Source organism: Streptomyces sp. NPDC005423 (assembly GCF_040606415.1).
Taxonomy (GTDB): Bacteria; Actinomycetota; Actinomycetes; order Streptomycetales; family Streptomycetaceae; genus Streptomyces.
On sequence record NZ_JBEXET010000010.1, the window covers coordinates 150,987 to 175,111 of the forward strand.

Sequence of the window (24,125 nt, forward strand, 5' to 3'; positions counted from 1 at the left end):
TCAATCAGGTACCGGGGTTCCGGTGTGCGGTCAGTCTGGCAGGCATCCACCGGGGCTGCCCGGTCACCGTCGGCCGGTACGGGGACCCGCCCGACCTCCGCTAGCCCTTCTCCAGGTACCCCTCTCTCTCCTCGTCCAGCAGGGCGTCCAGCGCCGTACGCAACCCGGGGAGGCGGTCCAGGCCGGGGTCGGCGGTGACGAGCGCCGTGGCCTCCTGCCTCGCCTCGGCGATGACCTCCTCGTCCTCGATGACGGCGAGGACCCGGAGGGAGGAGCGGGCGCCGGACTGGGCCTGGCCGAGGACGTCGCCCTCGCGCCGCTGTTCGAGGTCGATGCGGGAGAGTTCGAAGCCGTCGAGGGTGGCGGCGACCGCGTCGAGGCGCTGGCGGGCCGGGCTCGCCGCGGGCATCTCGGTGACCAGGAGGCAGAGGCCGGCCGCCGAGCCGCGGCCCACCCGGCCGCGCAGCTGGTGGAGCTGGGAGACGCCGAAGCGGTCGGCGTCCATGATGACCATCGCGGTGGCGTTGGGCACGTTCACGCCGACCTCGATGACCGTGGTGGCGACCAGGACGTCGGTGTCCCCGGCGGCGAAGCGGCGCATGACGGCGTCCTTGTCGTCGGGGTGCATACGGCCGTGCAGCACCTCGATCCGCAGCCCTTGGAGCGGGCCGCCGGCGAGCTGGGCGGCCACGTCGAGGACCGCGAGGGGCGGGCGCTTCTCGGCCTCGTCCTCGGCGGACTTCTTCTTGGCGCCCTTCTTCGGGTCGTCCTCCTCGTCGCCGATGCGGGGGCAGACGACGTAGGCCTGGTGGCCCTTGTCGACCTCCTCGCGCACCCGCTCCCAGGCGCGGGCGAGGAAGTGCGGCTTGTCGGCGGCGGGGACGACATGGCTGGCGATCGGGGAGCGGCCGGCCGGGAGCTGGTCGAGGACGGAGGTCTCCAGGTCGCCGAAGACGGTCATGGCGACGGTCCGCGGGATCGGTGTGGCGGTCATCACCAGCAGGTGCGGTGGCTGTTTGCCCTTGCCGCGCAGGGCGTCGCGCTGCTCGACCCCGAAACGGTGCTGCTCGTCGACGACGACGAGGCCCAGGTCGTGGAACTTGACCTTGTCCTCGATCAGCGCGTGCGTGCCGATCACGATGCCGGCCTCGCCGGTGACGAGGTCGAGCAGGGCGTGGCGGCGGGCGGCGGCGCCCATGGAGCCGGTGAGCACGACGACCTTCGTGGCCCGCTCGCCGCCGCCCAGCATGCCGCCCTCGGCCAGCTCGCCCATCATCTCGGTGACCGACCGGTGATGCTGCTGCGCGAGCACCTCGGTGGGCGCGAGCATCGCGGCCTGGCCGCCCGAGTCGACGACGGCGAGCATGGCGCGCAGGGCCACCATGGTGTTGTGGGTGACCGTGAAGTTGTCGGTCACGTAGGCATGTCCGGGGTGCGCCACGCTGATGCACTGCACGGGCTTGCGCCCCACGTACTCGACCGCCCGGATCCCCCGCCGGAAGGTGTGGTCCGCCGGGGGCGGGCCCGCCCGTTCCGCCTTGTCGGCGAGCCGGAACGGCGGGTACCGGCCGGGCAGGCGGACGGAGACGACGCAGGCGTCGGACCCGGCCCGCTCCGGCCGGACCTCCGCCCGGCCGCCGAGCGAGCGCACCAGCCAGGCGACGTCCTCCGCGAGCGTCGGTGAGGCGGAGCGGAACGAGGCCCCGGGGCCGTCCGTCCCGGCCGTGCCCGCGGTGTCCATCAGTCCCTGGAGTACGGCGAGACGGTTCTTGACCGACGTGTTCCGGTACGCGTCGGGTACGGAGGTGCCGGGCGACGGCACGCCCTCCGGGCCGCCCGCCAGTCGGACGCCGACACCGTAGGGATCGAGGGGCGGCCCCGAGTCGTCCCCGAGGTCGGCCGGAGTGGCCGCCGGGAGGTACCACTTGGGGGCTCCGTCGGCCCCGAGGGTGTCGAGCCGGATCGCGCGCGCCGTCATCGTTCTCGGGGGCCGGCCGCGCTCCCAGTCCTCCCGCGTGCCGACGATCCACAGGTGCTCGTCGTCGCACTCGACGGAGCTTCCGTCGGTGAGGACCAGACGCCGGACCTCGCGCTCCCCCTGCGGAAAGACACCGTCGACCAGCGCGATCCCGCCGTCCGGCACGACGATCTCGTCCCCCACCCCCACCTCGCCCATGCGACGGAACCCGGTGGGTGTCAGGACGAGCGAGTCGAGCGGCTGGGCCTTGCCGGAACCGACCTCTCCCTGGAGCAGCCGGTGCATCGGATGCTCGGTGGCGAGGTCGTCGAAGATCTCCTGGGAGACCTTCTGCTGGCCGTCGGTGAGGGTGAAGGGGAGACGGTCGTCGAAGGCGGTGAGGAGGCCGTCGGGAGCGGCTCTGCGGGCCACCGCCGGGAGTTGGGCGTCGGCGTGGCGGCGGCGGGCCAGGGCCACCTGGAGGACGAAGGCCTCGTCCCACTTGAGGCGGGTGCGTGCGTCCTCGATGTCCGCCTTGGTGTGCGGGCGGTGGATCTTGAGGAGGGCCTCGGGAAGGGAGACCAGGCCGCGGCCCTCGCACAGGGAGGCGGGGAGCGGATCGACGGCTTCCTGGGCGCTGGGCAGCACGGTCTGCACCGCCTTGCCGATCTTCCAGGACTCCAGTTTGGCGGTCGCCGGGTAGATCGGGATGAGCGCGCCGGCCCAGCTCTCGACGGTCTCCTCGGAGTCGGCTTTCAGCAACTCGTATGCGGGATGCGCCAGTTGCAGCCGGCGGTTGAAGACCGAGACCTTGCCCGCGAAGAGTGCGCGCGTGCCCGGCAGCAGGTCCTTGTGGGGCTTGTGCACGCCCGCCCCGAAGAAGACGAGTTGGAGCCGGCCGCTGCCGTCGGTGATCGTCACTTCCAGGCGCTGGCCCTTGCCCCGGGGCGCCTTGGCGGAGGCGAAGGTGTGCAGCCGCGCGTCGGCGACCTGGGCGACCACCGTGACGTGCTCGTCCATGGGCAGGTCGGCGAGGTGGGTGAGCTGGCCGCGCTCCTCGTACCGGCGCGGATAGTGGTGCAGCAGGTCGCCGACGGTGTGCAGGCCGAGGTGCTCGGCCATCACCTTCGCGGTGGCGGGGCCGAGCACTGACTTGAGGGGTTGTTTCAGTGGTTCTTCCAGTGCGGGCACGAGATCCATTGCACACCACGCCACTGACAATCCCCTAGATGTCCGGGGAAACCCCTGGTCAGACAGTTGGTTCGGGCCCTAGGATGGCGCGCTCCGGCCATCCTCCGCGGTCACCGCCAAACCCGGGACCGCCCGACCCCGCGCCGTCCGGACGCTCCTCCCGCCGGCGCTGCGACGATGGACTCCCAGACCTCACAGCCATCCCAGTCACCCCAGCCGCCTCAGTCACCCCATACGTTCCAGGTCGACCTGCGCGGTCTGGTGGACCTGCTCTCCCATCACCTCTACTCAAGTCCCAAGGTGTATCTGCGGGAACTGCTGCAGAACGCGGTGGACGCCATCACCGCCCGGCGGGCCGAGCAGCCCGACGCCCCGGCCCGCGTACGGCTGTACGCGGAAGGGGGTGCCCTGCGCGTCGAGGACTCCGGGGTGGGGCTCACCGAGACCGATGTGCACCAGCTGCTGGCGACGATCGGCCGCAGCTCCAAGCGTGCCGACGGGCTCCAGGAGGTCCGCTCCGACTTCCTCGGGCAGTTCGGCATCGGACTGCTCGCCTGCTTCGTCGTCGCCGAGCGGATCCGGGTGGTCAGCCGCAGCGCCCGTACGCCCGGGGCGCCGCCCGTGGAGTGGACGGCGGCCGACGACGGCTCGTACACCGTACGGACGCTGCCCGACGCCGAGCACCCCGAACCGGGCACCACCGTGCACCTGGTGGCGCGCGCCGGAGCGGCCGAGTGGCTCTCCCCGGAGCGGGTCCGGGCGCTGGCACGGGACTTCGGGTCGCTGCTGCCCTACGACGTGCGCGTGGGCGACGAGGCGGTCACCGATCTGCCGGCGCCCTGGGACCGGCCGTACCCGAGTCCCTCGGCCCGGCGGGTGGCGCTGGCACGGCACTGCCATGAGCTGTTCGGTTTCACTCCGCTCGACTCGGTCGAGCTCTCCGTGCCGCTCGCCGGGATCCGGGGCGTGGCGTACGTGCTGCCGTCGGCGGTGAGTCCGGCGCAGCGCGCGGGTCACCGGGTGCACCTCAAGGGCATGCTGCTGACCGAGCGGGCCGAACAGCTGCTGCCCGACTGGGCGTTCTTCGTGCGCTGCGTCCTGGACACGGACAGTCTGCGGCCGACGGCCTCGCGCGAGTCGCTGTACGAGGACGAGACGCTGGCCGCCGTACGGGAGGCGCTCGGCGAAAGGATTCGCTCGTGGCTGACCGGGCTCGCGGCCGGTGATCCGGAGCGGCTGTCGGCGTTCCTGGCCGTGCACCACCTGGGGGTGAAGTCCCTCGCGCGGCACGACCGGGAGATGCTGCGCACGATGCTGCCGTGGCTGCCGTTCGAGACGACCGACGGACGGCTCTCCCTGGAGGAGTTCGCGCAGCGGCACCCGGTGGTGCACTTCACGCGGACCGTCGAGGAGTACCGGCAGGTCGCGCCGATCGCGTCCGCCCAGGGCGTCGGAGTGGTCAACGGCGGCTACACGTACGACAGTGAGCTGGTCGAGGCGCTGCCCTCGGTGCGGCCGGGGACGGTGGTCGCGGAACTCGACGCGGACACCGTGACCGCGCACCTGGACGCGGTCGACCCGGCGGAGGAACTCGCCCTGACGGGCTTCCTGGTGGCCGCGCGGGCCAAGCTGGAACCGCTGGGCTGCGATGTCGTCCTGCGGGCCTTCCATCCGCTGTCGGTGCCCGCGCTGCACCTGGACGACCGGGCCGCCCGGCACGAACAGGCCCGCGCGGAGGCCGAGGAGCGGGCAGACGACCTGTGGGCCGGCATTCTCGGCTCGCTGCGCGGCAGCGCCCCCCGCGCGCGTCTCGTGCTCAACCATCTCAATCCGCTGGTCCGGCGCATCGGTTCACTGGGCGACCCGGAACTGATCGGGACAGCGACCGAATCGCTGTACGGACAGGCGCTGTTGATGGCTCAGCGCCCACTGCGGCCCGCCGACTCGGCGTTGCTGAACCGAGCGTTCATCGGCCTCCTGGAATGGGCCACACACGGGGAGAAAGACCACTGATGACGGGGATCACGGACCTCGACGCGCTGCGCCGGGCGATGGCGGAGAACTCCGAGGAGCCGGAGGGGCCGGCCCGCAACGCGCGCGCCGAACTGCTGCTCGCCGAGGCGGAGAAGCTGAACGTCCCGCTCGCGGTGATCGAGGCGCTCGGGCACCAGCTGAAGGTCTACAACTACAGCTCCGAGAAGGACAAGATGTTCGTCCCCTTCGCGCGGCTGCTGCGCATGTGGGACGAACGGCCCGAGGACTTCGACGAGTACGAGATCCACACGCTGCACTGGGTCTTCAAGTGGATGTCGGCGGGGATGCTCGGCCAGCCGCACGTGCCGCTGGCGTCCATCGAGAAGTGGCTCGGCGAGATGGAGCACCGCTACCGGCTGGCCGGCCACTCCGAACGGGCGGTGCGCGGCGCCGAGTTCAGCGTGGCGGCGCACGTCGGGGACCTGGCGCGGGCCGAGCGCGCGTACACGGCCTGGCTGGCCGCCGACCGGGACGCCATGGCCGACTGTCACGCCTGCGAGCTGCAGGCGCAGGGGGCGTGGCAGGCGCAGCGGGACCGGGACGAGGAGGCGCTGGAGCTGTGGCGGCCGGTCCTGGAGGGCGAGTTCACGTGCGCGCACGAACCGCACACCGTTCTCGCGTCCTCCCTGCTCCCGCTGTTGCGCCTGGGCCGTCCCGACGAGGCGCGCGCCCACCACCTGCGCGGCTTCCGCCTCGTACGGCCGATGGAGAGCATGCGGGGCGCGTACGCGGACCATGTGGAGTTCTGCGCCCTGAGCGGCAACGAGGCGCGCGGTCTCGAACTGCTCGCGGAGCGGCCGGCGTACTTCACGGACTCCGGTAATCCGCGCAGCGGGCTGGACTTCCTCTCCGTGGTGGCGCTGCTGATGGACCGGCTGACCGAACGGGGGCTCGGCGAGACCCGGGTGCCCGGTCCGGCCGGACGGGAGTGGACGGCGCGCGAACTCGCCGGGCACGCGCGCGTGGAGACCCTCCGGCTGGCCGCCCTCTTCGACGAGCGCAACGGCACGCCGTACGTCGGCGACCGGGCCCGCGCGCGGATGGACCGGCGCCCCCTGGCCGAACGGCTGCCCCTGGGCGTCCGCTCGGTCCGGCCGCCTTCCCCGGCGGTGCCGACGGCCGTGCCGGAGGCGTCCCCCGTGACCGATCCGACCGATCTGGACGCCCTGCTCGCCGCGGCGCGGCGGCTGTCGGACGCCCTGCGTCCGCACGCCGTGGAGGCGTGGGAGGCGGTCGCCCGGGCCGCCGAGGGTGCCGAACTCGCCGCCCGCGACCGTGCCGAGATCGCCGACCACCGGGCGATGGGCCTCGGCCCGGAGGGTGTCCCCCTGTTCGAGCGCGCCGCCGAACTGTACGCGGAGGCGGGCGATCCCGGCGAGGCGCTGGCGGCACGCGCGCGTGCCGCCTACGTGCGCGCGCTCGGCGGCGAGGTGGACGAGGCCCTCGCGGCCGTGGCCGGACCCTACGACGCGGTCCTCGCCCTGTACGCCGACGGCGGCACGGGGATACGGCAGACGGCCGCCGTGCTGATGAGCCGGGCGCGCATCCTGATGCGCCGGGTGCAGGAGGCCGAGGGCGACGACGGGGTCCTCGCCGACGCCGGGTCCGCCGTACGGGAGGTGTCGGCGCTGGTCGAGGGGCACACCGGGGACGATGTCCGGCTGGCGGCACGGGGTGCCGAGGCGCAGGCGATGCTGGGCGAGCTGGCGGCGCAGGGCGGGGACGCCGGGGCGGCGGCCGAGCTGTTGGCGAAGGCGTCGGCCATGTACGCGGCCGTGGGCCTGCCGTGGCTCGCGGTGGAGTACGAGGCACGGCTGGCCGGACTCGCCCACCACCTGGGCGACATGGCGGAGGCGGAGCGGGCGCTGCGGGCGGCCTTGGAGCACGGCGGGCCGTATCTGGAGGCGCCGGGGCGGGCCCAGCTGCATCTCCAGCTCGCCGAGGTGGTCGGGGGTCTCGACCGGGCCGAGGAGGCCGCGGAGCACGCCCTGGAGGCCGCGCACTGGGCCGACGAGGCAGGTGCCGGGCCGACGTTGGGCGCCTGGGCGCGGCATCAGCTCGGCGGGTTCCTGCTGCGGCAGGGGCGTTGGGCGGAGGCCGCCGAGGTCCTCGAGTCGGCGCTGCCCGACCTGACCGCCGAGACGCACGGCGAGGGCGCGGTCGTCCAGACGCTGTGGTGGGTGGGCGACTGCCTGAGCGAGCTGGGAGAACACCGGGCGTCCGCCGAACGCCGGATGCAGGCCGCCGAGATCGCCCGGCACTGGCCCGAGCAGCACGACCACGCGACGCTCGCCCATCTCGCCGCCGAGTCCCTCGGCCACGCCGGGCTGCCCGCCGAGGCGGACCGGGCGTACGCGCGCGCCGGCGAGCTGTGGCGGACCGTCGGCAACGTGCACGGGCTGATCCGCGCGCTGCGCGCCCGCGCCTGGCTCGCGCTGCGCGGCGATGAAGGAGTGGCGGGCGCAAGGGAGTTGATGGCCGGCGCGATCGGCGAGTGCGAGGCGGCACTGGCCGCGGCCGGTGACGAGGAGACCCGGGAGCGGTTGACCGGCGAACTCGGCGACACACACCGGCAGTTCGGTGAGCTGTTGGCGCGGTCGGTGACCGAGGAAGCGCAAGACGCGGCGATCCAGGGGGCGTTCGAGGAGGCCCTGGCTCAAACGGCCCGCGCCGCCGCCGTGTTCGCGCTCCTCGGCGAGGCCGCCCTCCACCACCGCACCGGTGCCGAACTCGCCGCCGGCTGGCTGGAGGCGGACCTCAGCCGTCCCGACGCGGCGGCGGCACGCGCGCGCGTGGTGCTCCGGGCGTACGAGAACGCCGGCCCGGACGACGAGACCGTGGCCGCCCGCCGAGCCGAGGCGGAACAATTGCTCCAGCTCAAGGAGGAGCGGGAACAGGCCCCGTAAATGGGCCCGGCTATTCGACGCCGATGAGCAGCAGGGCGCCTTGCCGGCCGCCCCGGTACACCACCGTGTCGACCGCCAGATAGGTCTCCCGGACATGCGCTTCCAGGTGGCCGGCGACGTTTTCGGGGGTCTCGTCGCCGAGAACCAGCGTGACGAGTTCGCCGCCGGCCGACAGCATGCGGTCGAGCACGGACCGGGCCGTCGCCGTGACGTCGGCCCCGATGACCGCCACATCGCCGTCGACGAGGCCCAGGATGTCACCGGCCTGGCAGATGCCGGCCATGGTCCAGGACTGGCGCTCGGCGATCTCCACCTCGGCGTGGCGGGTGGCGCCCGCAGCCGAGGTCATCGCGACGACGTCCTCGTCGAAGCGGCGCTCGGGCTGGTGCACGGCGAGCGCGGCGATGCCCTGGACCGCCGAGCGGGTCGGGATGAGAGCCACCCGGATGCCCTCCGCGCGGGCCTGCTCGGCCGCGGCGGCCGCGGTGTGGCGCAGGTCGGGGTCGTTGGGCAGCAGCACGACCTCGCGCGCGTGGGCCCGCCGGACGGCCTGGACGAGTTCCCCGCTGGCGGGCGGCTCCCCGGGGCGCGCGAGCACGGTGGTCGCGCCGGCCTCGCCGTAGAGACCGGCCAGGCCCTCGCCCGGTACGACGGCGACGACCGCGCGCTGGGCGCGCTCCCGGGGCGGACGTTCGGCGCCGGTGGTGTGGACGTCGCCGAGTCCGAAGTGGGTGATCCGGATGCGGTGCGGCCGTCCCGCCTCGACGCCCGCCTCGACGGCGGCGCCCGCGTCGTCCACGTGCACATGGACGTTCCACAGTCCGTCGCCGCCGACCACGACGAGGGAGTCGCCCAGGGCGTCCAGCCGGTTCCGCAGCCGGGTGACGGCCGTGTCGTCGGCCTCCAGGAGGTAGATCACCTCGAAGGCGGGGGCGCTCTCGCGGTGGTCCGCGGCGCCGTCCTCGCGGCCGACGGTGATCGCTTCCTCCGCGGACGCGGCCGGGTCGGCTCCCGGTCGCCCGGTGTCCACGCGCGCGTGCGGGACGAAGGCGGGGTTCTCGCCGGTGAACGTCTGCACCAGCGCCGCCAGGACCGCCACCAGCCCCCGGCCGCCGGCGTCGACCACGCCGGCCCGCTCCAGGACGGCCAGTTGGCCCGGGGTCGCGGCCAGCGCCGCGCACGCCCCCTCGTAGGCGGCCCGCGCGACCGTTGCGCAGTCGCCGCCGGTGCCGTCGGCCGCGTCGGCGGCGGCCGAGGCGACGGAGAGGACGGTGCCCTCGACCGGGTGGGCCACGGCCCGGCGGGCGGAGTCGGCCGCGTGCCGCAGGGCCCGTCGCAGGCCGTCCCCGTCGGTGTGAGCGGTCTCACCGTCGGCGGCGAGCACCTGGGCCATGCCCCGCAGCAGCTGCGCGAGGATGGTCCCGGAGTTGCCGCGGGCGCCGATCAGGGCGCCGTGCGCCATCGCCCGGGCCGCGTCGGCCAGTTGCGGCCGCTCCGCGGTCAGGGTGCCGTGCCCGGCGAAGACCGCCTCGACCGCCGTGACGGCGGACTCCACGGTCAGGTACAGGTTGGTGCCGGTGTCCCCGTCGGCGACCGGGTAGACGTTGATCGCGTCGATCTCCTCGCGCGCCCGCCCCAGCGCCTCCAGCGCGAGTCCGCACCAGGTACGCACCGCGAGAGCGTCGAAGCAAGTCTGCGGCACCTGCGGCACCCGCCCCTCCCTGAGCTGCTGGACTGGGACGCAGCGTAGACCCCGGGGCGGTACCGGCTGGATCAGGGCTGGGCGCGGGGCCTCGACCAGGCATGGTAGTTTCGTTGTACTGGCGCGGTCGTTGTATGCTGCTCCGGTTGCCCGATCCCGATCGGGCCTCTTCCCCCCTGGCAGTGCCACTTCAGATCCTAGATCTCGATCCCGGCATGCCGGGATCATCCGTAAGTGCATCTGTGCATCTGAAGTCTTTGGAGTGACCCGTGGCTGCCAACTGCGACGTCTGCGGCAAGGGGCCGGGCTTCGGCAACAACATCTCGCACTCGCACCGCCGTACGCCGCGTCGCTGGAACCCGAACATCCAGCGCGTTCGTACCGTGGTCGGCGGGACGCCGAAGCGCGTCAACGCTTGCACCTCGTGCATCAAGGCCGGCAAGGTCACGCGCTGACGCCTAGCTAAGCGCGCGGCCACAGCTGGTTCGCTGCATTGAGCCGGTCCACCTCGTGTGGGCCGGCTTTCTGCTGTGCGCGGCCGGGACCGCGTCAGGCGGGCGTTCCACCGGAACACCCGCCCCCCTTGTCGTAGGCGTGACTAGGACTCGATGTCCCCGAAGTGGTCCCAGCCCCCCTTGCTGGTCCACGGCGCGCCGTCCACCGTCACCTGCGGCAGCGCCGACGGGTTGAGCACCTCCCCGATCACCCGCCAGCGGGCGGGCAGCTTCACCTCCGGCGGGAAGGTCGCCACGATGGCGTGGTCCTCTCCCCCGGTGAGCACCCACTGCATGGGGTCGACGCCGACCGCCTGCCCGATGTCGTTCATCTGGGTCGGGATGTCGATCGCGCCGGAACGGATGTCGATCCGTACCTTGCTCGCCTCCGCGATGTGCCCCAGGTCGGCGATGAGTCCATCGCTGACGTCGCACATCGCGGTCGCGCCGAGCGCCGCCGCCGCCGGTCCCGCGTGGTACGGCGGCTCGGGGCGCCGGTGCGCCTCCACGAAGGCGCGCGGCGAGCGGAAACCACGGGACAGCACCGCGTAGCCGGCCGCCGACCAGCCCAGCCAGCCGGTCACCGCGATGACGTCACCGGGCCGCGCGCCGCCCCGGGTCACCGGCTCGTGGCCGCGCAGGTCGCCGAGCGCGGTGATCGACACCATGATCAGGTCGCCCCGTACGACATCGCCGCCGACCACCGAGGCGCCCGCGACCTGGCATTCGTCGCGCAGCCCGTCCATCATCTCGGCCGGCCAGGTGACCGGGAGTTCGGCGGGCACGACCAGACCGAGCAGCAGCGCCGTCGGTACGGCACCCATCGCGGCGATGTCCGCGAGGTTCTGCGCGGCGGCCTTGCGTCCCACGTCGTACGCGGTGGACCAGTCACGGCGGAAGTGGCGCCCCTCCAGCAGGATGTCGGTGCTCGCCACGACTCTGCGGTCGGGCGCGGCGACCACCGCGGCGTCGTCGCCGGGGCCGACCCGGACCGCGGGGGTGGTGGTGAGCCGGGAAGTGAGCTCCTTGATGAGCCCGAACTCCCCCAACTCACCGACGGTGCCCTTCATCGTTCGTCCTCTTCTCCTGCCGACGGCGCCCGGTCGCGAGCCGTCGGCGTGGTCGGTACGGTCGAGGTGACCGTCAACTTCTGCGGTGCCCGCACCCTGGCGCGCGAGCCCGGTCCCTCACAGGTCTCCCCGCGGCGAGCGGCGACGCGATACCGTGGCGTTCCTTTTCCCCACATGATCCTCGTGGCCGCCCTGGAGGTTCCGTGGTACAGGCGTACATCCTGATCCAGACGGAGGTCGGCAAGGCGTCGACCGTCGCCGAGACGATCAGCAAGATCTTCGGAGTGATCCAGGCCGAGGACGTGACGGGACCGTACGACGTGATCGTGCGCGCCCAGGCCGACACGGTCGACGATCTCGGCCGCATGGTGGTCGCCAAAGTCCAGCAAGTGGACGGGATCACCCGCACCCTGACCTGCCCGGTGGTGCATCTGTAGCCCCCGTCTACCCTTGGCCGGTGAACTCTTTCCGCCGCCGGCACCGCACTTCGATCGGTCTGACCGTGCTGGCTCTGCTGGTCACGGTCGCGGGCTGCTCCTCAGCAGACGACAGCGCGTCGGCGGCGGTTCCCTCGCCGGGCGCGAAGGTGGCCGGGCTCTGCCGTGACCTGGACAAGGTGCTGCCGTCCAGGGTCGACGGCCTGGGCCGCCGGGATCCCGAGCCCGCGTCGACACTGACCGCGGGCTGGGGGGACCCGGCGATCATACTGCGCTGCGGTGTCGTCAGACCCGCGAAGATGACCGACCCCGAGGCCGACGGAGTCGACGTGAACGGGGTCGGCTGGCTGCTGGAGAAACGGGACGACGGCTCCTTCCGGTTCACCACCACGCTGCGCGAGGCGTATGTGGAGGTGGCGATACCCAAGAGCCGTACCGGGGACGGGGTGGCGCCGCTGGTGGATCTGGCGCCCGCCGTGAAGAAGGCGATCCCGGCGGGGATCGCCTTCTGATCAGCGCAGCCCGGTGGGCCGGCGCAGCGCCGCCTCGATCAGGCGGTCCACCAGTTCCGGGTACGGGACGCCGGTGGCCTGCCACATCTGGGGATACATGGAGATCGGCGTGAAGCCGGGCATCGTGTTGATCTCGTTGATGACGAACTCCCCTTCCTCGGTGAGGAAGAAGTCCGCGCGCACGAGCCCCTCGCAGGACGCCGCCTCGAAGGCGTCGACCGCGAGCCGCTGGACCTCGGCGGTCTCCTCCGGCGTCAGCGGGGCGGGCACCAGGCCCGGTGTCGAGTCGATGTACTTCGCCTCGAAGTCGTAGTACGCGTGCGCCTCGGGCGGCGGGATCTCGGCGGGCACGCTCGCCCGCGGGCCGTCCTCGAACTCCAGCACCCCGCACTCGATCTCGCGCCCGCGCAGCGCGGCCTCCACGATGATCTTGGGGTCGTGCAGCCGGGCCTCGGCGATCGCCTCGTCGAGGCCGGCCAGGCCGTCGACCTTGGTGATGCCGATCGAGGAACCCGCGCGCGCGGGCTTCACGAACAGCGGCCAGCCGTGCTCGCCCGCGAAGTCGACGATCTTCCCGCGGACGGCGGCGCCGGCGTCCCCGTCCGGCGCGGACCCCTGCCACTCGCGCGGCCGGATCACCAGGTACGGGCCCACGTTGAGACCGAACGAGGTGAACACCCGCTTCATGTACTCCTTGTCCTGGCCGACGGCCGAGGCGAGCACGCCCGCGCCCACGTACGGCACTCCGGACAGTTCCAGCAGCCCCTGAAGGGTGCCGTCCTCGCCGTAGGGACCGTGCAGGACGGGGAAGACGACGTCGACCTCGCCGAGGGCCTTGGGGACCGATCCCGGTTCGCTGTAGACGACTTCGCGGTTGGCGGGGTCGACGGGGAGCACCACGACGCCCTCGCTCGACTCGGCGAGCTCGTCGACGCTCGGCGTACGGCGCTCGGTGATCGCCATGCGGTCCGGTTCGTCGGCGGTGAGCGCCCAGCGGCCGTCGCGGGTGATGCCGATCGGCAGGACGTCGTACTTGGTCCGGTCGATGGCTCGCAGGACGGCGCCGGCGGTGACCACGGAGATCCCGTGTTCGGAGCTGCGACCGCCGAACACGACGGCCACACGCGGCTTGCGTGGCGGCTGTTCGGGGCTCTGGGAGAGGTTCTCGGTGCTCATATCGCGTTGAGCGTACCCGGTGGTAGTGCCGTGTCGCAGCGTCCGCGGACGGGCGTTGCTCAGCGTCGTTCGGGCTTCGCGCTGCGCGACATCAGCTCCTTGAGGGCGACCACCGGGGGCTTGCCCTCGTGCACGATGCCGACGACCGTCTCGGTGATCGGCATGTCGACACCGTGGCCACGGGCCAGATCGAGCACGGACTCACAGGACTTGACGCCCTCGGCGGTCTGCCGGCTGACCGCGATGGTCTCCTGGAGGGTCATGCCCTTGCCGAGGTTGGTGCCGAAGGTGTGGTTGCGCGACAGGGGCGAGGAACAGGTCGCCACCAGATCGCCCAGCCCGGCGAGTCCGGAGAAGGTCAGCGGGTCGGCGCCCATCGCGAGGCCGAGCCGGGTCGTCTCGGCGAGGCCGCGGGTGATGAGCGAGCCCTTGGCGTTGTCGCCGAGCCCCATGCCGTCGGCGATGCCGACGGCGAGCCCGATCACGTTCTTCACGGCGCCGCCGAGTTCGCAGCCGACGACGTCGGTGTTGGTGTACGGCCTGAAGTACGGCGTGTGGCAGGCGGCCTGGAGCCGCTGGGCGATCACCTCGTCGGTGCAGGCGACCACGGCGGCGGCCGGCATCCGGGCGGCGATCTCCCGCGCGAGGTTGGGCCCGGTGACCACGGCGACGCGGTCGGCGCCGACCTTGGCGACGTCCTCGATCACCTCGCTCATCCGCATGGTGGAGCCGAGTTCGACGCCCTTCATCAGGGAGACGAGGACGGTGTGCGGCGCGAGCAGCGGGGCCCAGACGGCGAGGTTGGCGCGCAGGGTCTGGGAGGGGACCGACAGGACCGTGAAGTCGGCGTCGGCCGCGGCCTCGGCGGGATCGGTGGTGGCCCGCAGATTCTCCGGCAGTTCGACGCCGGGGAAGTAATCGGGGTTCGTCCGGCCGGAGTTGATGGCCTGGGCCACCTCCGGACGGCGCGCCCACAGGGTGACCTCGCACCCCGCGTCGGCGAGCACCATCCCGAAGGCCGTGCCCCACGAACCGGCGCTGAAGACCGCCGCCTTGACCGGCTTGCTCACGTGCCCTGCTCCTCTTCCTGTTCCTGTTCCTGCTCGGCGCCCGGCTCCAACTGCCGTGTCTGCGCGGCCGTTCGCTGCCGCTGCTCGATCCGCTCCAGGCGCGGATCGTACGGGGTGTCGGGGGCCTTCTCGCCGCGGATCTCCTCCAGCAGGCGGGTGATGGCGGCCATGATGACCTCGGTGGCCTCCTTGAGGAGCTCCGGGGTCATCTCCCGCCCGTAGAAAGGCGAGAGGTCCACCGGCGGGCCGGCCAGCACCTGGCTGGTCTTGCGCGGGAGGACGTGCAGCTTCCTGGCGTAGGGCGGCAGCAGTTCGTTGGCGCCCCACTGGGCGACGGGGATCACCGGGCACTTGGTCTCCAGGGCCACGCGCGCGGCGCCGGTCTTGGCGGTCATGGGCCACTGGTCCGGGTCCCGGGTGATGGTGCCCTCCGGGTAGAACGCGACGCACTCGCCGCGCTCCACGGCCCCGATCGCGGCGCGGAAGGCGCTGAGCGCGTCCGTGGTCTCGCGGTAGACCGGGATCTGTCCGGTGCCGCGCATCGCGGCGCCGACGAATCCCGAACGGAAAAGGCTGCTCTTCGCCAGAAATCGGGGAACCCGCCCGGTGTTGTACTGGAAGTGCCCGTATGCCAGGGGATCCACGTGTGAATTGTGGTTCACCGCCGTGATAAACCCGCCCTCGGCCGGAATGTGCTCCATTCCCCGCCAGTCCCGCTTGATCAGAACCAGCAACGGCGGTTTGCAGAGGACCGCCGCGAAGCGGTACCAGAAGCCGATTCTGCGGCGGGGCACGCGAACACCTTCCTCTTGGACCTGGAGCCGCCCAAGTGTCGCCCCAGGCCGCCGGTCTGTCGAGAACACCGTACGCCCCGCCGCCCGCACCGCCAGGGGCGCCGGGTGACAATGGCCGCGACAAGAGAGGGGCGGAACGCCCGTGCAGTGGACCCTCGTCGTACCCGTGAAGTCCTTGGCGCGCGCCAAGAGCAGGCTGTCGGACACCGCCGGCGACGGACTGCGCCCCGGCCTCGCCCTCGCCTTCGCCCAGGACACCGTGACGGCGGCGCTGGCCTGCCCGGCGGTGCGTGCTGTGGCGGTCGTCACGGACGACGTCCTGGCCCGGCGGGAGCTGGCCGCGCTGGGTGCCCGCATCGTCCAGGAGGAGCCGGGAGGCGGCCTGAACGCCGCTCTGCGGCACGCGGCGGCGGCCGTGCGGGGTCCGCGCCCCGACAGCCGCGTGGCCGCCCTGAACGCCGATCTGCCGGCCCTGCGGCCCCTGGAATTGGCCCGGGTGCTGGACGCGGCCGGTGAATTCCCGCGCGCTTTCCTCCCGGACGCGGCCGATATCGGCACCACGTTGCTTTCGGCGCACGAGGGCCGGGAATTGCACCCGGCTTTCGGCCCGGATTCCCGCGCGCGCCATCGGGCGTCGGGCGCCGCGGAACTCACCCTGGACGCCGTGGATTCCGTACGGCAGGACGTGGACACCGGGGACGATCTGCGGGCGGCGCTGGCCCTCGGGGTGGGCCCGCGCACGGCGGCGGTGGCGGCGCGGCTGCTGATTCCCGGGCAGTAGGCTGCGCGCATGCAGGCGACCGCTTACACCTACGACGCCGGGACGCGCACCGGCAGTGTGCTGCTCGACGACGGCACCGCGGTGCCGTTCGACGCCCCCGCGTTCGAGGCGGGCGGGCTGCGGCTGTTGCGGCCGGGGCAGCGGGTGCGGATCGAGACCGAGGGTCCCAAGGACGCGCCGCGGATCACGCTCGTGACCCTCCAGACCTTCTGACCGCCTCACGTACGGCCCCGAACGCGCCGCGGGCCGGACTCCCGTGGGGAGTCCGGCCCGGCGCGTGAGTGCCCTGTGCTCCGCTGTCCTAGCGGGCGGTGGCCTTCTTGGCGGTGGTCTTGCGCGCCGTCGACTTCTTGGCGGGGGCCTTCTTGGCCGTCGCCTTCTGCGCCGGGGCCTTCTTGGCCGTCGCCTTCTTGGCGGTGGCGGTGGTCGCCGTGGTCTTCTTCGCCGCGGCCGACGTCTTCTTGGCGGTCGCCTTGTTCGCCGTGGCCTTCTTGGCGGTGCCGGTGGTCTTCTTGGCGGTCGCCCTGTTCGCCGTGGCCTTCTTGGCGGTGCCGGTGGCCTTCCGGGCGGTGGTCTTCTTCGCCGCGGCCTTCTTGACCGTCGCCGAAGCCCCGCCGCTCAGGCTGCCCTTGGGCGCCTTCTTGACGGCGACCTCGCCACCGCGCGGAAGTTTCTTCGAGCCGCTCACCAGGTCCTTGAAACCCTGGCCCGCGCGGAAGCGCGGCACGGAGGTCTTCTTGACCCGAACCCGCTCACCCGTCTGGGGGTTGCGGGCGTAACGGGCCGGACGGTCGACCTTCTCGAACGAACCGAAACCGGTGACCGAGACCCGGTCTCCGCTGACGACCGCGCGGACCACGGCGTCCAGTACCGCGTCGACCGCCTCGGCGGCCTGCTGACGGCCACCGACCTTGTCGGCAATCGCTTCTACGAGCTGCGCCTTGTTCACGTCTTCCCCTTCGGAGACATTGCCAGAACGAAAGTGTTCAAGCGTTTTCGCACGTTAGGCAGATATATACCGCAAATCAAACACGAAACGGGCTAATCACCCTTGTGCCGCAACGGACTCGGCTGTCCTGAACTTGTTCAGCGTTCCCCTTCGGGGAATCGACCCGCGTCGAGGTCTGCCGTGAACCGTTCCAGCCGCCTTGTCGCATCGGCGAGATCGTGCTTGGCCGCGGCCGTAATGACCAGCAGCTTCCGGGCCAGCGCCATCCGTACGCCCTCCGGGACTTGCAGTGCGCGCACCCTTGCGTGCGCTTCCTTGAGCTGGTCCGCGACCGCCGCATAGAGCTTGAGTTGGCCGTCGTGTTCCATGCACAGATTGTGCCATCTGGGGCGAGTTGTCGCCTGCGGGGGTCGCAACTGGCCCCTCGGGCGGCCTTCCCGACGCCGTCGAAGGCCCTGCCTGCAACCACCGCGTACCCGGTCAACACCCCATCTAACATGGGAAGTTGGCAGCCGCTTCCGGGCCTTGCGGGGCTGTTCGGGTGCGGACATGGCTGTACCCCCAATCGTGGCGATCGGGGGTACGGACAGGGTGTCGCGGTGGCCGGATACCGACCCGGGGAGACGCTCGCGGCGCCTCCCGCCCGGGGTCAGACCTGGACCGTCCGGGGCTTGTACGAGGGGCGCTTGGCCTCGTAGGCGGCGATGTCACCCTCGTTCCGCAGCGTGATGGAGATGTCGTCCAGTCCGTTCAGCAGCCGCCAACGGGCGTTCTCGTCGAGCTCGAAGGAGGCGGTGATGCCCTCGGCGCGCACCTCGCGGGTCTCCAGGTCGACGGTGATCTCGGCCGTCGGGTCCTGCTCGGTGAGGGACTGCAGCTGCTCCACGACGCTCTGCTCCAGGACCACCGTGAGCAGGCCGTTCTTGAGCGAGTTGCCGCGGAAGATGTCGGCGAAGCGGGACGAGATCACGGTCTTGAAGCCGTAGTTCTGCAGCGCCCACACCGCGTGCTCACGGGAGGAGCCGGTACCGAAGTCGGGGCCGGCCACCAGCACCGTGGCGCCCGCGCGCTCGGGCTGGTTGAGGATGAACGACGGGTCCTTGCGCCAGGCCTCGAACAGCCCGTCCTCGAACCCGTCCCGCGTCACCTTCTTGAGCCAGTGGGCGGGGATGATCTGGTCGGTGTCCACGTTGCCGCGGCGCAGCGGAACGGCCCGGCCGGTGTGCGTGGTGAATGCTTCCATGACTCTCAGACTCCAGCGGGCACGGGGGCGTCGGACAGGTCGGCGGGCGAGGCCAGGTGGCCCAGCACGGCGGTCGCGGCGGCGACCTGCGGCGACACCAGGTGCGTACGGCCGCCCTTGCCCTGCCTGCCCTCGAAGTTGCGGTTGGAGGTGGAGGCGGAGCGCTCACCGGGGGCCAGTTGGTCGGGGTTCATGCCCAGACACATCGAGCAGCCCGCGTGCCGCCATTCGGCGCCGGCCTCCTTGAAGACGACGTCCAGGCCCTCGGAGACGGCCTGGAGACCGACGCGCGCGGAGCCCGGCACGACCAGCATCCGTACGCCGTCGGCGACTTTGCGGCCCTCGACGATCGAGGCCACCGCCCGCAGGTCCTCGATCCGGCCGTTGGTGCACGAACCCACGAAGACGGTGTCGACCCGGATGTCACGCAGCGGCTGTCCGGCGGTCAACCCCATGTATTCCAGGGCCTTTTCGGCGGCGAGGCGCTCCGAGGCGTCCGCGTACGAGGCGGGGTCGGGGACGGTCGCCGAAAGCGGCGCGCCCTGGCCCGGGTTGGTGCCCCAGGTGACGAACGGCGCGAGCGCGGCGGCGTCGATGACGACCTCCGCGTCGAACTCCGCGTCCGCGTCCGACCGCAAGGTCTTCCAGTACGCGACGGCGGCGTCCCACTCCTCGCCCTCGGGGGCGTGGGCGCGGCCCTTGAGGTACGCGAAGGTGGTCTCGTCGGGGGCGATCATGCCCGCGCGGGCACCGGCCTCGATCGACATGTTGCAGATGGTCATCCGGGCCTCCATCGAGAGTTTCTCGATGGCGGAGCCCCGGTACTCCAGGATGTAGCCCTGGCCGCCGCCGGTGCCGATCCGGGCGATGATCGCGAGGATCAGGTCCTTGGCGGTGACGTCGTCGGGCAGTTCGCCGTCGATCGTGATGGCCATGGTCCTGGGGCGGGCCAGCGGCAGCGTCTGGGTGGCCAGCACGTGCTCGACCTGCGAGGTGCCGATGCCGAACGCGAGCGCGCCGAAGGCGCCGTGGGTGGAGGTGTGGGAGTCACCGCACACGACCGTCGTGCCGGGCTGGGTCAGACCCAGCTGGGGGCCGACGACGTGCACGACGCCCTGCTCGACGTCGCCGAGGGAGTGCAGACGCACGCCGAAATCCGCGCAGTTCTTGCGCAGGGTCTCCAACTGGGCGCGGGAGACCGGGTCGGCGATGGGCTTGTCGATGTCGAGGGTCGGGGTGTTGTGATCCTCGGTGGCGATGGTCAGGTCGAGGCGCCGAACGGGGCGTCCCGCCTGACGGAGGCCGTCGAAGGCCTGCGGGCTGGTCACCTCGTGCAGCAGGTGCAGATCGATGAAGAGGAGGTCGGGCTCGCCCTCGGCGCGCCGGACGACGTGGTCGTCCCAGACCTTCTCCGCGAGTGTCCTACCCATCGCTTTCCCTCCGGCCGGCAAAGGTGCGCCGGCGCATCTAGAGATTTTGGGAGGCGGCGCCCTCGCCCCTGTGATCGGGCGTCCGCCACCGGGCCCGTCGGTACTGCGGGCCGTTGTGCATTCAAGAGTGGCGCGTTCCCCCGGAAATTGAACTTGCGTTTCACAGAGTGAGACGCGAGTATCGTTGCATGGACAACAGTAGCGGCGTCGGCGTTCTGGACAAGGCAGCCCTTGTCCTGAGCGCTCTGGAGTCCGGTCCGGCCACCCTCGCGGGTCTGGTCGCGGCGACCGGGCTGGCTCGACCCACGGCCCACCGGCTGGCCGTGGCCCTGGAACACCACCGCATGGTGGCGCGTGACATGCAGGGCCGGTTCATTCTCGGCCCCCGCCTCGCCGAGCTGGCCGCGGCCGCCGGCGAGGACCGGCTGCTCGCCACGGCGGGCCCGGTCCTGACCCATCTGCGCGACCTCACGGGCGAGAGCGCCCAGCTCTACCGCCGCCAGGGCGACATGCGCATCTGCGTCGCCGCCGCGGAGCGCCTCTCCGGCCTGCGGGACACGGTCCCGGTCGGCTCGACACTGACGATGAAGGCGGGCTCGTCCGCGCAGATCCTGATGGCCTGGGAGGAGCCGGAGCGTCTGCACCGGGGCCTCCAGGGCGCCCGCTTCACCGCGACCGCCCTCTCCGGCGTACGGCGCAGGGGCTGGGCCCAGTCCATCGGCGAGCGCGAGCCGGGAGTCGCGTCCGTCTCCGCGCCCGTCCGGGGCCCCTCGAACCGCGTGGTGGCCGCCGTCTCCGTCTCCGGCCCCATCGAGCGGCTGACCCGCCACCCGGGCCGGATGCACGCCCAGGCGGTCATCGACGCCGCCGCCCGCCTCTCCGAGGCGCTGCGCCGCACCGGTTGAACTCCCGCCCACACGTGGAGGAGGGCCTGCCCCAACGCCGCGGCAGGCCCTCCTTCATGTCCGGGCACGGACCCGGACGAGGGACGAGTCAGTCGGCGTCCGCCGTCGGCGAGCGGTAGGCGAACCGGTCCTGGGCCCGCCTGCCCCGCTTCTCCACCGGCACCTGACCGTGCGCCGCCGCGAGCCCGAAGGCAGGCATGTCGGCGTAGATCGCCTCGTACGACCCCTCCGGCACGACATAGCTCTCGTGCCACAGCCCGACATGCCCGCGCGCCTTCCCGGCCCGCTCCTTGCGGTTGACGACCGCCCAGGCCCGGTGATGGAACATGTCCGGCGCATGCGCGTACGCGTAGAGCTTCTCCTTCGACTCCCAGTACTGGACGACGTAGTACGTCCTGGGTGACGCCGTCAGCAGCACGTGGCCGAGCAGGCCGCGGCTGCGGTCCTTCCGCAACTCGCGCAGCATGCGCGGCATCGCGAGCAGGACCGGCCCCCAGTGGTGCACGGCCCAGAAGCGGTTGATGCGCATGCCGATCAGCAGCACCACCACCTCCCCCTCGGCGGCTGCCGTCGTACGACCGGTGACCGGCTTCGTGAACATGGCTCCCCCTTGTTGGGTACCGGGACTATCCGACGACCCATGCTTGGATAGTGCCGGTACCCGACGAAAGGCACAAGGGATGCGGCTGGCCGAGTTGAGCGAGCGCAGCGGTGTGTCCATCGCGACGATCAAGTACTACCTGCGCGAAGGGCTGTTGGCGCCGGGGCGGCAGGTCAACGCGACCACCGCCGAGTACGGCGAGGAGCACCTGCGCCGGCTGCGGCTGGTGCGCGCGATGATCCAGGTCGGCCGGGTGCCGGTGGCGACGGTCCGCGAGGTGCTCGCGCACGTCGACGACGACTCCCTCGGCCGCACTGTCCGGCTGGGCGCGGCGCTGTGGGCGCTGCCGCAGGTCCCCGAGCCGGACGTGGAGGACGAACAGGAACGGGCGGCCCGCCGCGAGGTGGACCGGCTGCTGGAGACGGTGGGCTGGTCCAACGCCCGGGCCCTGGTGACCATTTCGCCCGCCTACCGTTCCCTGGTGACTGCGGTCGCCACGTTCCGGCGGCTCGGCTACGACTGGAGTCCCGAACTCATCGTCGGCTACGCCAAGTTGATGCACCAGGCGGCCGTCCTCGACCTGGACTTCGTGGAGACGCGTCCATCGGAGGCGGAGAAGGTCGAGACGGCGGTCGCGGGCGCGATCTTCGTCGAGCCGATGCTGCGGGCCCTGCACCGGCTGGCCCAGGAGGAGGAGTCAGCACGGCGCTACGGCTTCGAGTAGCGGGCCCGGGAACGCCGAAGGGCCCTCACCGAAGTGAAGGCCCGTAGGACATTGAGTACCCCCGACCGGATTCGAACCGGCGCTACCGCCTTGAGAGGGCGGCGTGCTAGGCCGCTACACAACGGGGGCCTACCTTGCGTTTCCGCAGAGTTGAGCTGGTCTACCAGGACTCGAACCTAGAATGACGGTACCAGAAACCGTAGTGTTGCCAATTACACCATAGACCAATGCGATGTCGAGCAAATCGTACCGTACCCCCGACCGGATTCGAACCGGCGCTACCGCCTTGAGAGGGCGGCGTGCTAGGCCGCTACACAACGGGGGCCCTAGCGATCCTGCATGAGAGACAGCGGGTGCGACCCTGACTGCCTTCCTGGGAAGGATCTGTACCCCCGACCGGATTCGAACCGGCGCTACTGCCTTGAGAGGGCAGCGTGCTAGGCCGCTACACAACGGGGGCTTTGCAGATACTGAGTGCAATTCAAAGCGTCTGCGAGCTGGCCTACCAGGACTCGAACCTAGACTAACTGAACCAGAATCAGTCGTGCTGCCAATTACACCATAGGCCACTGGAACGCAAGCCCCGAGGGGATCTTGTTCTAGCTTGCGCCTCGGGGTTCCGGCCTTTCGGCCCGCCCTTCCGCGGCGCAGGAAGAACATTACCCGAAGGTGGACGGGGCTCCAAAACGGGTATCGGCGCCGAGCAGGGCGGGGAGTTCGGCGAGGGAGACGATCCGGTGCCGCCCGGCCGCGTCACCGGGCACATACGCACCGTCGCGGTCGATCCACACCGAGAGCAGGCCCGCGTCGGCCGCGCCCCGCCCGTCGATCTCCGGGTGATCACCGACGTACGCCACCTCGTGCGGGGGCAGTCCGAGGGCGTCGCAGGCCGCCAGGAAGGCTCCGGCCTCGGGCTTGGAGACGCCGAGTTCGGCGGCGCACAGGACGGCCTCGAAACGGTCGCGGACGCCGAGGACGCTCAGTTTGCGGTGCTGGACGGTGAGGCTGGAGTTGGAGAGGACGGCGTGCCGGTGGCTGGCCGCGAGGGCGTCCAGGACCGGCAGCACGTCCGGGAAGAGGGCCCAGGCCGTCTCGTAGCGGGTCACGTAGCGGCCGAACCAGTCGTCGGCCGCGGCGTCGGTCAGTTCCGCGCCGAGGAAGACGCGGACGCGGTCCCGGCGCTGGCCCTCGAAGGTCGTCTCGCCGGCCGCGAAGCGCGCCCACTGCGCGTCGGTCACCTCGCGCCAGCGGACGAGGGCCGCCTCCGCCGTGCCGTAACCGGCGAGCAGCCCCTCGGCGTCGAGGTGTTCGCGCATCCCGGCGCGGTCCGCCGTGGTGTAGTCGAAGAGGGTGTCGTCGACGTCCCAGACCACCGCGCGAATGCTCATGGTCCGACGGTAACCCGGGCCCCGGGCGGGCGCGGCCGGATCGGCGGTCGTCGCGTCATGCGGGAGCGTCGGAGAGGGACGGGGCGACGAAGAAGTCCGTGACGAAGCAGGTGATCCCGCCGGACGCGGAGCGCCCGATCCAGGTGGGGTAGGTGCCGTCGCCCCAGCCCGAGGTGAACGCGGCCAGTTGGTGGCCGGTGCCGGGCGCGGTGATGAGATGCGGGCCGGGCGACCAGGCGGACTGCTCGAAGGCGTCCCAGAGCGGTCCCTCGTCGCCCGCGCAGTCGGGGAAGGAGTTGTCGGCCGCCGCGTCGTAGAAGGCGCCGGTGCCGGCGTCGACCCCGTAGCCGTAGAACTCGTCGGCGTCCAGGTCGGCGAGGTCCTGGCCGGGCTGGAGGGCGAGTTCCCAGCCGGTGGCGGGCTCGTCGCGTATCACCAGGCGGGCCGCGGCGACGCGCAAGTGCGGTTCCCCGGAAGGGGGTTCACCGGGTTCGGTGAGGGTCGCCACGGCCGCCTCGACGCGGTAGCGGCCGGGCTCGACGGTGGCCGTGAACGGCTCCGCCTCGCCCTGGCCCAGGCAGAGGAAGGGGTCGCAGGCGATGATCTGGCCGGTGGGCAGCCACAGTTGGCCGCCGTCCACGAGACGGATCACGCCGACGGTCCCGGACTCCTTCTCCCGGAACGTGCTTCCGGGCGTGAAGAGCCACGCGTAGTCACGAGCGGTCATCGGCATCAACAGGGGCCTTCCGGGACGATCTCCA

Annotated in this window: 22 protein-coding genes and 5 tRNA genes; 9 read left to right on the forward strand and 18 right to left on the reverse strand. The window is 71.9% G+C overall.

What is annotated here, in order from left to right; genetic code table 11:
• Window positions 1-100: 100 nt before the first annotated feature.
• Window positions 101-3,157, reverse strand: a complete 3,057-nt coding sequence (locus ABZT12_RS14435; RefSeq protein ID WP_356382717.1) for a helicase-related protein — start codon at window positions 3,155-3,157, stop codon at window positions 101-103.
• Between the two features lie 168 nt (window positions 3,158-3,325).
• Here ABZT12_RS14435 and ABZT12_RS14440 point away from each other — a divergent pair, with 168 nt between their 5' ends.
• Both ABZT12_RS14440 and ABZT12_RS14445 read left to right on the forward strand, forming a co-directional pair.
• A complete protein-coding gene (locus ABZT12_RS14440) occupies window positions 3,326-5,161 on the forward strand; it encodes an HSP90 family protein (protein ID WP_356382720.1) in 1,836 nt (611 codons plus the stop codon).
• Window positions 5,161-8,088, forward strand: coding sequence for a tetratricopeptide repeat protein (locus tag ABZT12_RS14445; protein WP_356382723.1), 2,928 nt, complete (start codon window positions 5,161-5,163; stop codon window positions 8,086-8,088). Before ABZT12_RS14440 ends, ABZT12_RS14445 begins: the two co-directional genes overlap by 1 nt.
• A gap of 10 nt (window positions 8,089-8,098) precedes the next feature.
• Here the strand turns inward: ABZT12_RS14445 and ABZT12_RS14450 are convergent, their stop codons facing one another.
• Window positions 8,099-9,799: a DAK2 domain-containing protein gene (locus ABZT12_RS14450; RefSeq protein WP_356382726.1), complete on the reverse strand. Its 1,701-nt coding sequence runs from the start codon at window positions 9,797-9,799 to the stop codon at window positions 8,099-8,101.
• Window positions 9,800-10,059: 260 nt separating this feature from the next.
• Between ABZT12_RS14450 and rpmB the strand changes: the two genes are divergently transcribed.
• On the forward strand, window positions 10,060-10,245 hold the full coding sequence (rpmB, locus tag ABZT12_RS14455; protein WP_037625034.1) for a 50S ribosomal protein L28: 186 nt from the start codon (window positions 10,060-10,062) through the stop codon (window positions 10,243-10,245).
• Window positions 10,246-10,388: 143 nt separating this feature from the next.
• Here rpmB and ABZT12_RS14460 read toward each other — a convergent pair whose 3' ends face one another.
• Window positions 10,389-11,354, reverse strand: coding sequence for a thiamine-phosphate kinase (locus ABZT12_RS14460; protein WP_356382729.1), 966 nt, complete (start codon window positions 11,352-11,354; stop codon window positions 10,389-10,391).
• 203 nt (window positions 11,355-11,557) lie between these two features.
• Here ABZT12_RS14460 and ABZT12_RS14465 point away from each other — a divergent pair, with 203 nt between their 5' ends.
• Both ABZT12_RS14465 and ABZT12_RS14470 read left to right on the forward strand, forming a co-directional pair.
• Complete coding sequence (locus ABZT12_RS14465) at window positions 11,558-11,791, forward strand: Lrp/AsnC ligand binding domain-containing protein (RefSeq protein WP_356382732.1); 234 nt, start codon at window positions 11,558-11,560, stop codon at window positions 11,789-11,791.
• Window positions 11,792-11,811: 20 nt separating this feature from the next.
• Window positions 11,812-12,303, forward strand: coding sequence for a DUF3515 domain-containing protein (locus ABZT12_RS14470; RefSeq protein WP_356382734.1), 492 nt, complete (start codon window positions 11,812-11,814; stop codon window positions 12,301-12,303).
• Here ABZT12_RS14470 and ABZT12_RS14475 read toward each other — a convergent pair whose 3' ends face one another.
• The 3 genes from ABZT12_RS14475 to ABZT12_RS14485 are packed head-to-tail and all read right to left on the reverse strand — an operon-like array spanning window position 12,304 to window position 15,343.
• On the reverse strand, window positions 12,304-13,479 hold the full coding sequence (locus ABZT12_RS14475) for a D-alanine--D-alanine ligase family protein (protein ID WP_356382737.1): 1,176 nt from the start codon (window positions 13,477-13,479) through the stop codon (window positions 12,304-12,306).
• A gap of 59 nt (window positions 13,480-13,538) precedes the next feature.
• A complete protein-coding gene (locus tag ABZT12_RS14480) occupies window positions 13,539-14,549 on the reverse strand; it encodes an NAD(P)H-dependent glycerol-3-phosphate dehydrogenase (protein ID WP_356382740.1) in 1,011 nt (336 codons plus the stop codon).
• Window positions 14,546-15,343, reverse strand: a complete 798-nt coding sequence (locus ABZT12_RS14485) for a lysophospholipid acyltransferase family protein (protein WP_356382743.1) — start codon at window positions 15,341-15,343, stop codon at window positions 14,546-14,548. The genes ABZT12_RS14480 and ABZT12_RS14485 overlap by 4 nt, the downstream gene beginning before the upstream one ends.
• A gap of 142 nt (window positions 15,344-15,485) precedes the next feature.
• Between ABZT12_RS14485 and cofC the strand changes: the two genes are divergently transcribed.
• A complete protein-coding gene (gene cofC / locus ABZT12_RS14490) occupies window positions 15,486-16,124 on the forward strand; it encodes a 2-phospho-L-lactate guanylyltransferase (RefSeq protein WP_356382746.1) in 639 nt (212 codons plus the stop codon).
• A gap of 9 nt (window positions 16,125-16,133) precedes the next feature.
• Window positions 16,134-16,337 (forward strand): hypothetical protein, encoded by a 204-nt coding sequence (locus ABZT12_RS14495; protein WP_356382749.1) that lies wholly within the window; start codon window positions 16,134-16,136, stop codon window positions 16,335-16,337.
• An 88-nt stretch (window positions 16,338-16,425) separates the two neighbouring features.
• Here the strand turns inward: ABZT12_RS14495 and ABZT12_RS14500 are convergent, their stop codons facing one another.
• From ABZT12_RS14500 to leuC, 4 genes are all read right to left on the reverse strand, one after another.
• Window positions 16,426-17,073 (reverse strand): HU family DNA-binding protein, encoded by a 648-nt coding sequence (locus tag ABZT12_RS14500; RefSeq protein WP_356382752.1) that lies wholly within the window; start codon window positions 17,071-17,073, stop codon window positions 16,426-16,428.
• Between the two features lie 137 nt (window positions 17,074-17,210).
• Window positions 17,211-17,441, reverse strand: a complete 231-nt coding sequence (locus ABZT12_RS14505; RefSeq protein WP_356382755.1) for a hypothetical protein — start codon at window positions 17,439-17,441, stop codon at window positions 17,211-17,213.
• 281 nt (window positions 17,442-17,722) lie between these two features.
• Window positions 17,723-18,316 carry a 3-isopropylmalate dehydratase small subunit gene (leuD, locus tag ABZT12_RS14510; RefSeq protein ID WP_356382757.1) on the reverse strand — a complete coding sequence of 198 codons (594 nt, stop codon included), beginning with the start codon at window positions 18,314-18,316 and terminating at the stop codon, window positions 17,723-17,725.
• 5 nt (window positions 18,317-18,321) lie between these two features.
• Window positions 18,322-19,746 (reverse strand): 3-isopropylmalate dehydratase large subunit, encoded by a 1,425-nt coding sequence (leuC, locus tag ABZT12_RS14515; protein WP_356382760.1) that lies wholly within the window; start codon window positions 19,744-19,746, stop codon window positions 18,322-18,324.
• Between the two features lie 188 nt (window positions 19,747-19,934).
• Here leuC and ndgR point away from each other — a divergent pair, with 188 nt between their 5' ends.
• On the forward strand, window positions 19,935-20,651 hold the full coding sequence (gene ndgR, locus ABZT12_RS14520; RefSeq protein WP_210588063.1) for an IclR family transcriptional regulator NdgR: 717 nt from the start codon (window positions 19,935-19,937) through the stop codon (window positions 20,649-20,651).
• 88 nt (window positions 20,652-20,739) lie between these two features.
• On the opposite strand, the gene ABZT12_RS14525 is transcribed toward ndgR, so the two are convergent.
• Complete coding sequence (locus ABZT12_RS14525; protein WP_356382764.1) at window positions 20,740-21,252, reverse strand: DUF4188 domain-containing protein; 513 nt, start codon at window positions 21,250-21,252, stop codon at window positions 20,740-20,742.
• Between the two features lie 79 nt (window positions 21,253-21,331).
• Between ABZT12_RS14525 and ABZT12_RS14530 the strand changes: the two genes are divergently transcribed.
• Window positions 21,332-21,976 (forward strand): MerR family transcriptional regulator, encoded by a 645-nt coding sequence (locus ABZT12_RS14530; protein WP_356382767.1) that lies wholly within the window; start codon window positions 21,332-21,334, stop codon window positions 21,974-21,976.
• A 56-nt stretch (window positions 21,977-22,032) separates the two neighbouring features.
• Here ABZT12_RS14530 and ABZT12_RS14535 read toward each other — a convergent pair.
• From ABZT12_RS14535 to ABZT12_RS14565, 7 genes are all read right to left on the reverse strand, one after another.
• Window positions 22,033-22,105 (reverse strand) — tRNA-Glu (locus ABZT12_RS14535).
• A 26-nt stretch (window positions 22,106-22,131) separates the two neighbouring features.
• A tRNA-Gln gene (locus ABZT12_RS14540) sits at window positions 22,132-22,203 on the reverse strand.
• Between the two features lie 25 nt (window positions 22,204-22,228).
• A tRNA-Glu gene (locus ABZT12_RS14545) sits at window positions 22,229-22,301 on the reverse strand.
• A gap of 62 nt (window positions 22,302-22,363) precedes the next feature.
• A tRNA-Glu gene (locus ABZT12_RS14550) sits at window positions 22,364-22,436 on the reverse strand.
• Between the two features lie 37 nt (window positions 22,437-22,473).
• Window positions 22,474-22,545: transfer RNA gene (locus tag ABZT12_RS14555), tRNA-Gln, on the reverse strand.
• 90 nt (window positions 22,546-22,635) lie between these two features.
• Window positions 22,636-23,364: an HAD family hydrolase gene (locus tag ABZT12_RS14560; RefSeq protein ID WP_356382770.1), complete on the reverse strand. Its 729-nt coding sequence runs from the start codon at window positions 23,362-23,364 to the stop codon at window positions 22,636-22,638.
• 55 nt (window positions 23,365-23,419) lie between these two features.
• Window positions 23,420-24,097: a DUF4241 domain-containing protein gene (locus ABZT12_RS14565; protein ID WP_356382773.1), complete on the reverse strand. Its 678-nt coding sequence runs from the start codon at window positions 24,095-24,097 to the stop codon at window positions 23,420-23,422.
• Window positions 24,098-24,125: the final 28 nt, after the last annotated feature.

Bases quoted from the DNA above. Each gene is read 5' to 3' on its own strand.
- ABZT12_RS14435 (WP_356382717.1), bottom strand. From the start codon at position 3,157: ATGGATCTCGTGCCCGCACTGGAAGAACCACTGAAACAACCCCTCAAG.
- ABZT12_RS14440 (WP_356382720.1), top strand. From the start codon at position 3,326: ATGGACTCCCAGACCTCACAGCCATCCCAGTCACCCCAGCCGCCTCAG.
- ABZT12_RS14445 (WP_356382723.1), top strand. From the start codon at position 5,161: ATGACGGGGATCACGGACCTCGACGCGCTGCGCCGGGCGATGGCGGAG.
- ABZT12_RS14460 (WP_356382729.1), bottom strand. From the start codon at position 11,354: ATGAAGGGCACCGTCGGTGAGTTGGGGGAGTTCGGGCTCATCAAGGAG.
- ABZT12_RS14475 (WP_356382737.1), bottom strand. From the start codon at position 13,479: ATGAGCACCGAGAACCTCTCCCAGAGCCCCGAACAGCCGCCACGCAAG.
- ABZT12_RS14495 (WP_356382749.1), top strand. From the start codon at position 16,134: ATGCAGGCGACCGCTTACACCTACGACGCCGGGACGCGCACCGGCAGT.
- ABZT12_RS14505 (WP_356382755.1), bottom strand. From the start codon at position 17,441: ATGGAACACGACGGCCAACTCAAGCTCTATGCGGCGGTCGCGGACCAG.
- leuD (WP_356382757.1), bottom strand. From the start codon at position 18,316: ATGGAAGCATTCACCACGCACACCGGCCGGGCCGTTCCGCTGCGCCGC.
- leuC (WP_356382760.1), bottom strand. From the start codon at position 19,746: ATGGGTAGGACACTCGCGGAGAAGGTCTGGGACGACCACGTCGTCCGG.
- ndgR (WP_210588063.1), top strand. From the start codon at position 19,935: ATGGACAACAGTAGCGGCGTCGGCGTTCTGGACAAGGCAGCCCTTGTC.
- ABZT12_RS14525 (WP_356382764.1), bottom strand. From the start codon at position 21,252: ATGTTCACGAAGCCGGTCACCGGTCGTACGACGGCAGCCGCCGAGGGG.
- ABZT12_RS14530 (WP_356382767.1), top strand. From the start codon at position 21,332: ATGCGGCTGGCCGAGTTGAGCGAGCGCAGCGGTGTGTCCATCGCGACG.
- ABZT12_RS14560 (WP_356382770.1), bottom strand. From the start codon at position 23,364: ATGAGCATTCGCGCGGTGGTCTGGGACGTCGACGACACCCTCTTCGAC.
- ABZT12_RS14565 (WP_356382773.1), bottom strand. From the start codon at position 24,097: ATGCCGATGACCGCTCGTGACTACGCGTGGCTCTTCACGCCCGGAAGC.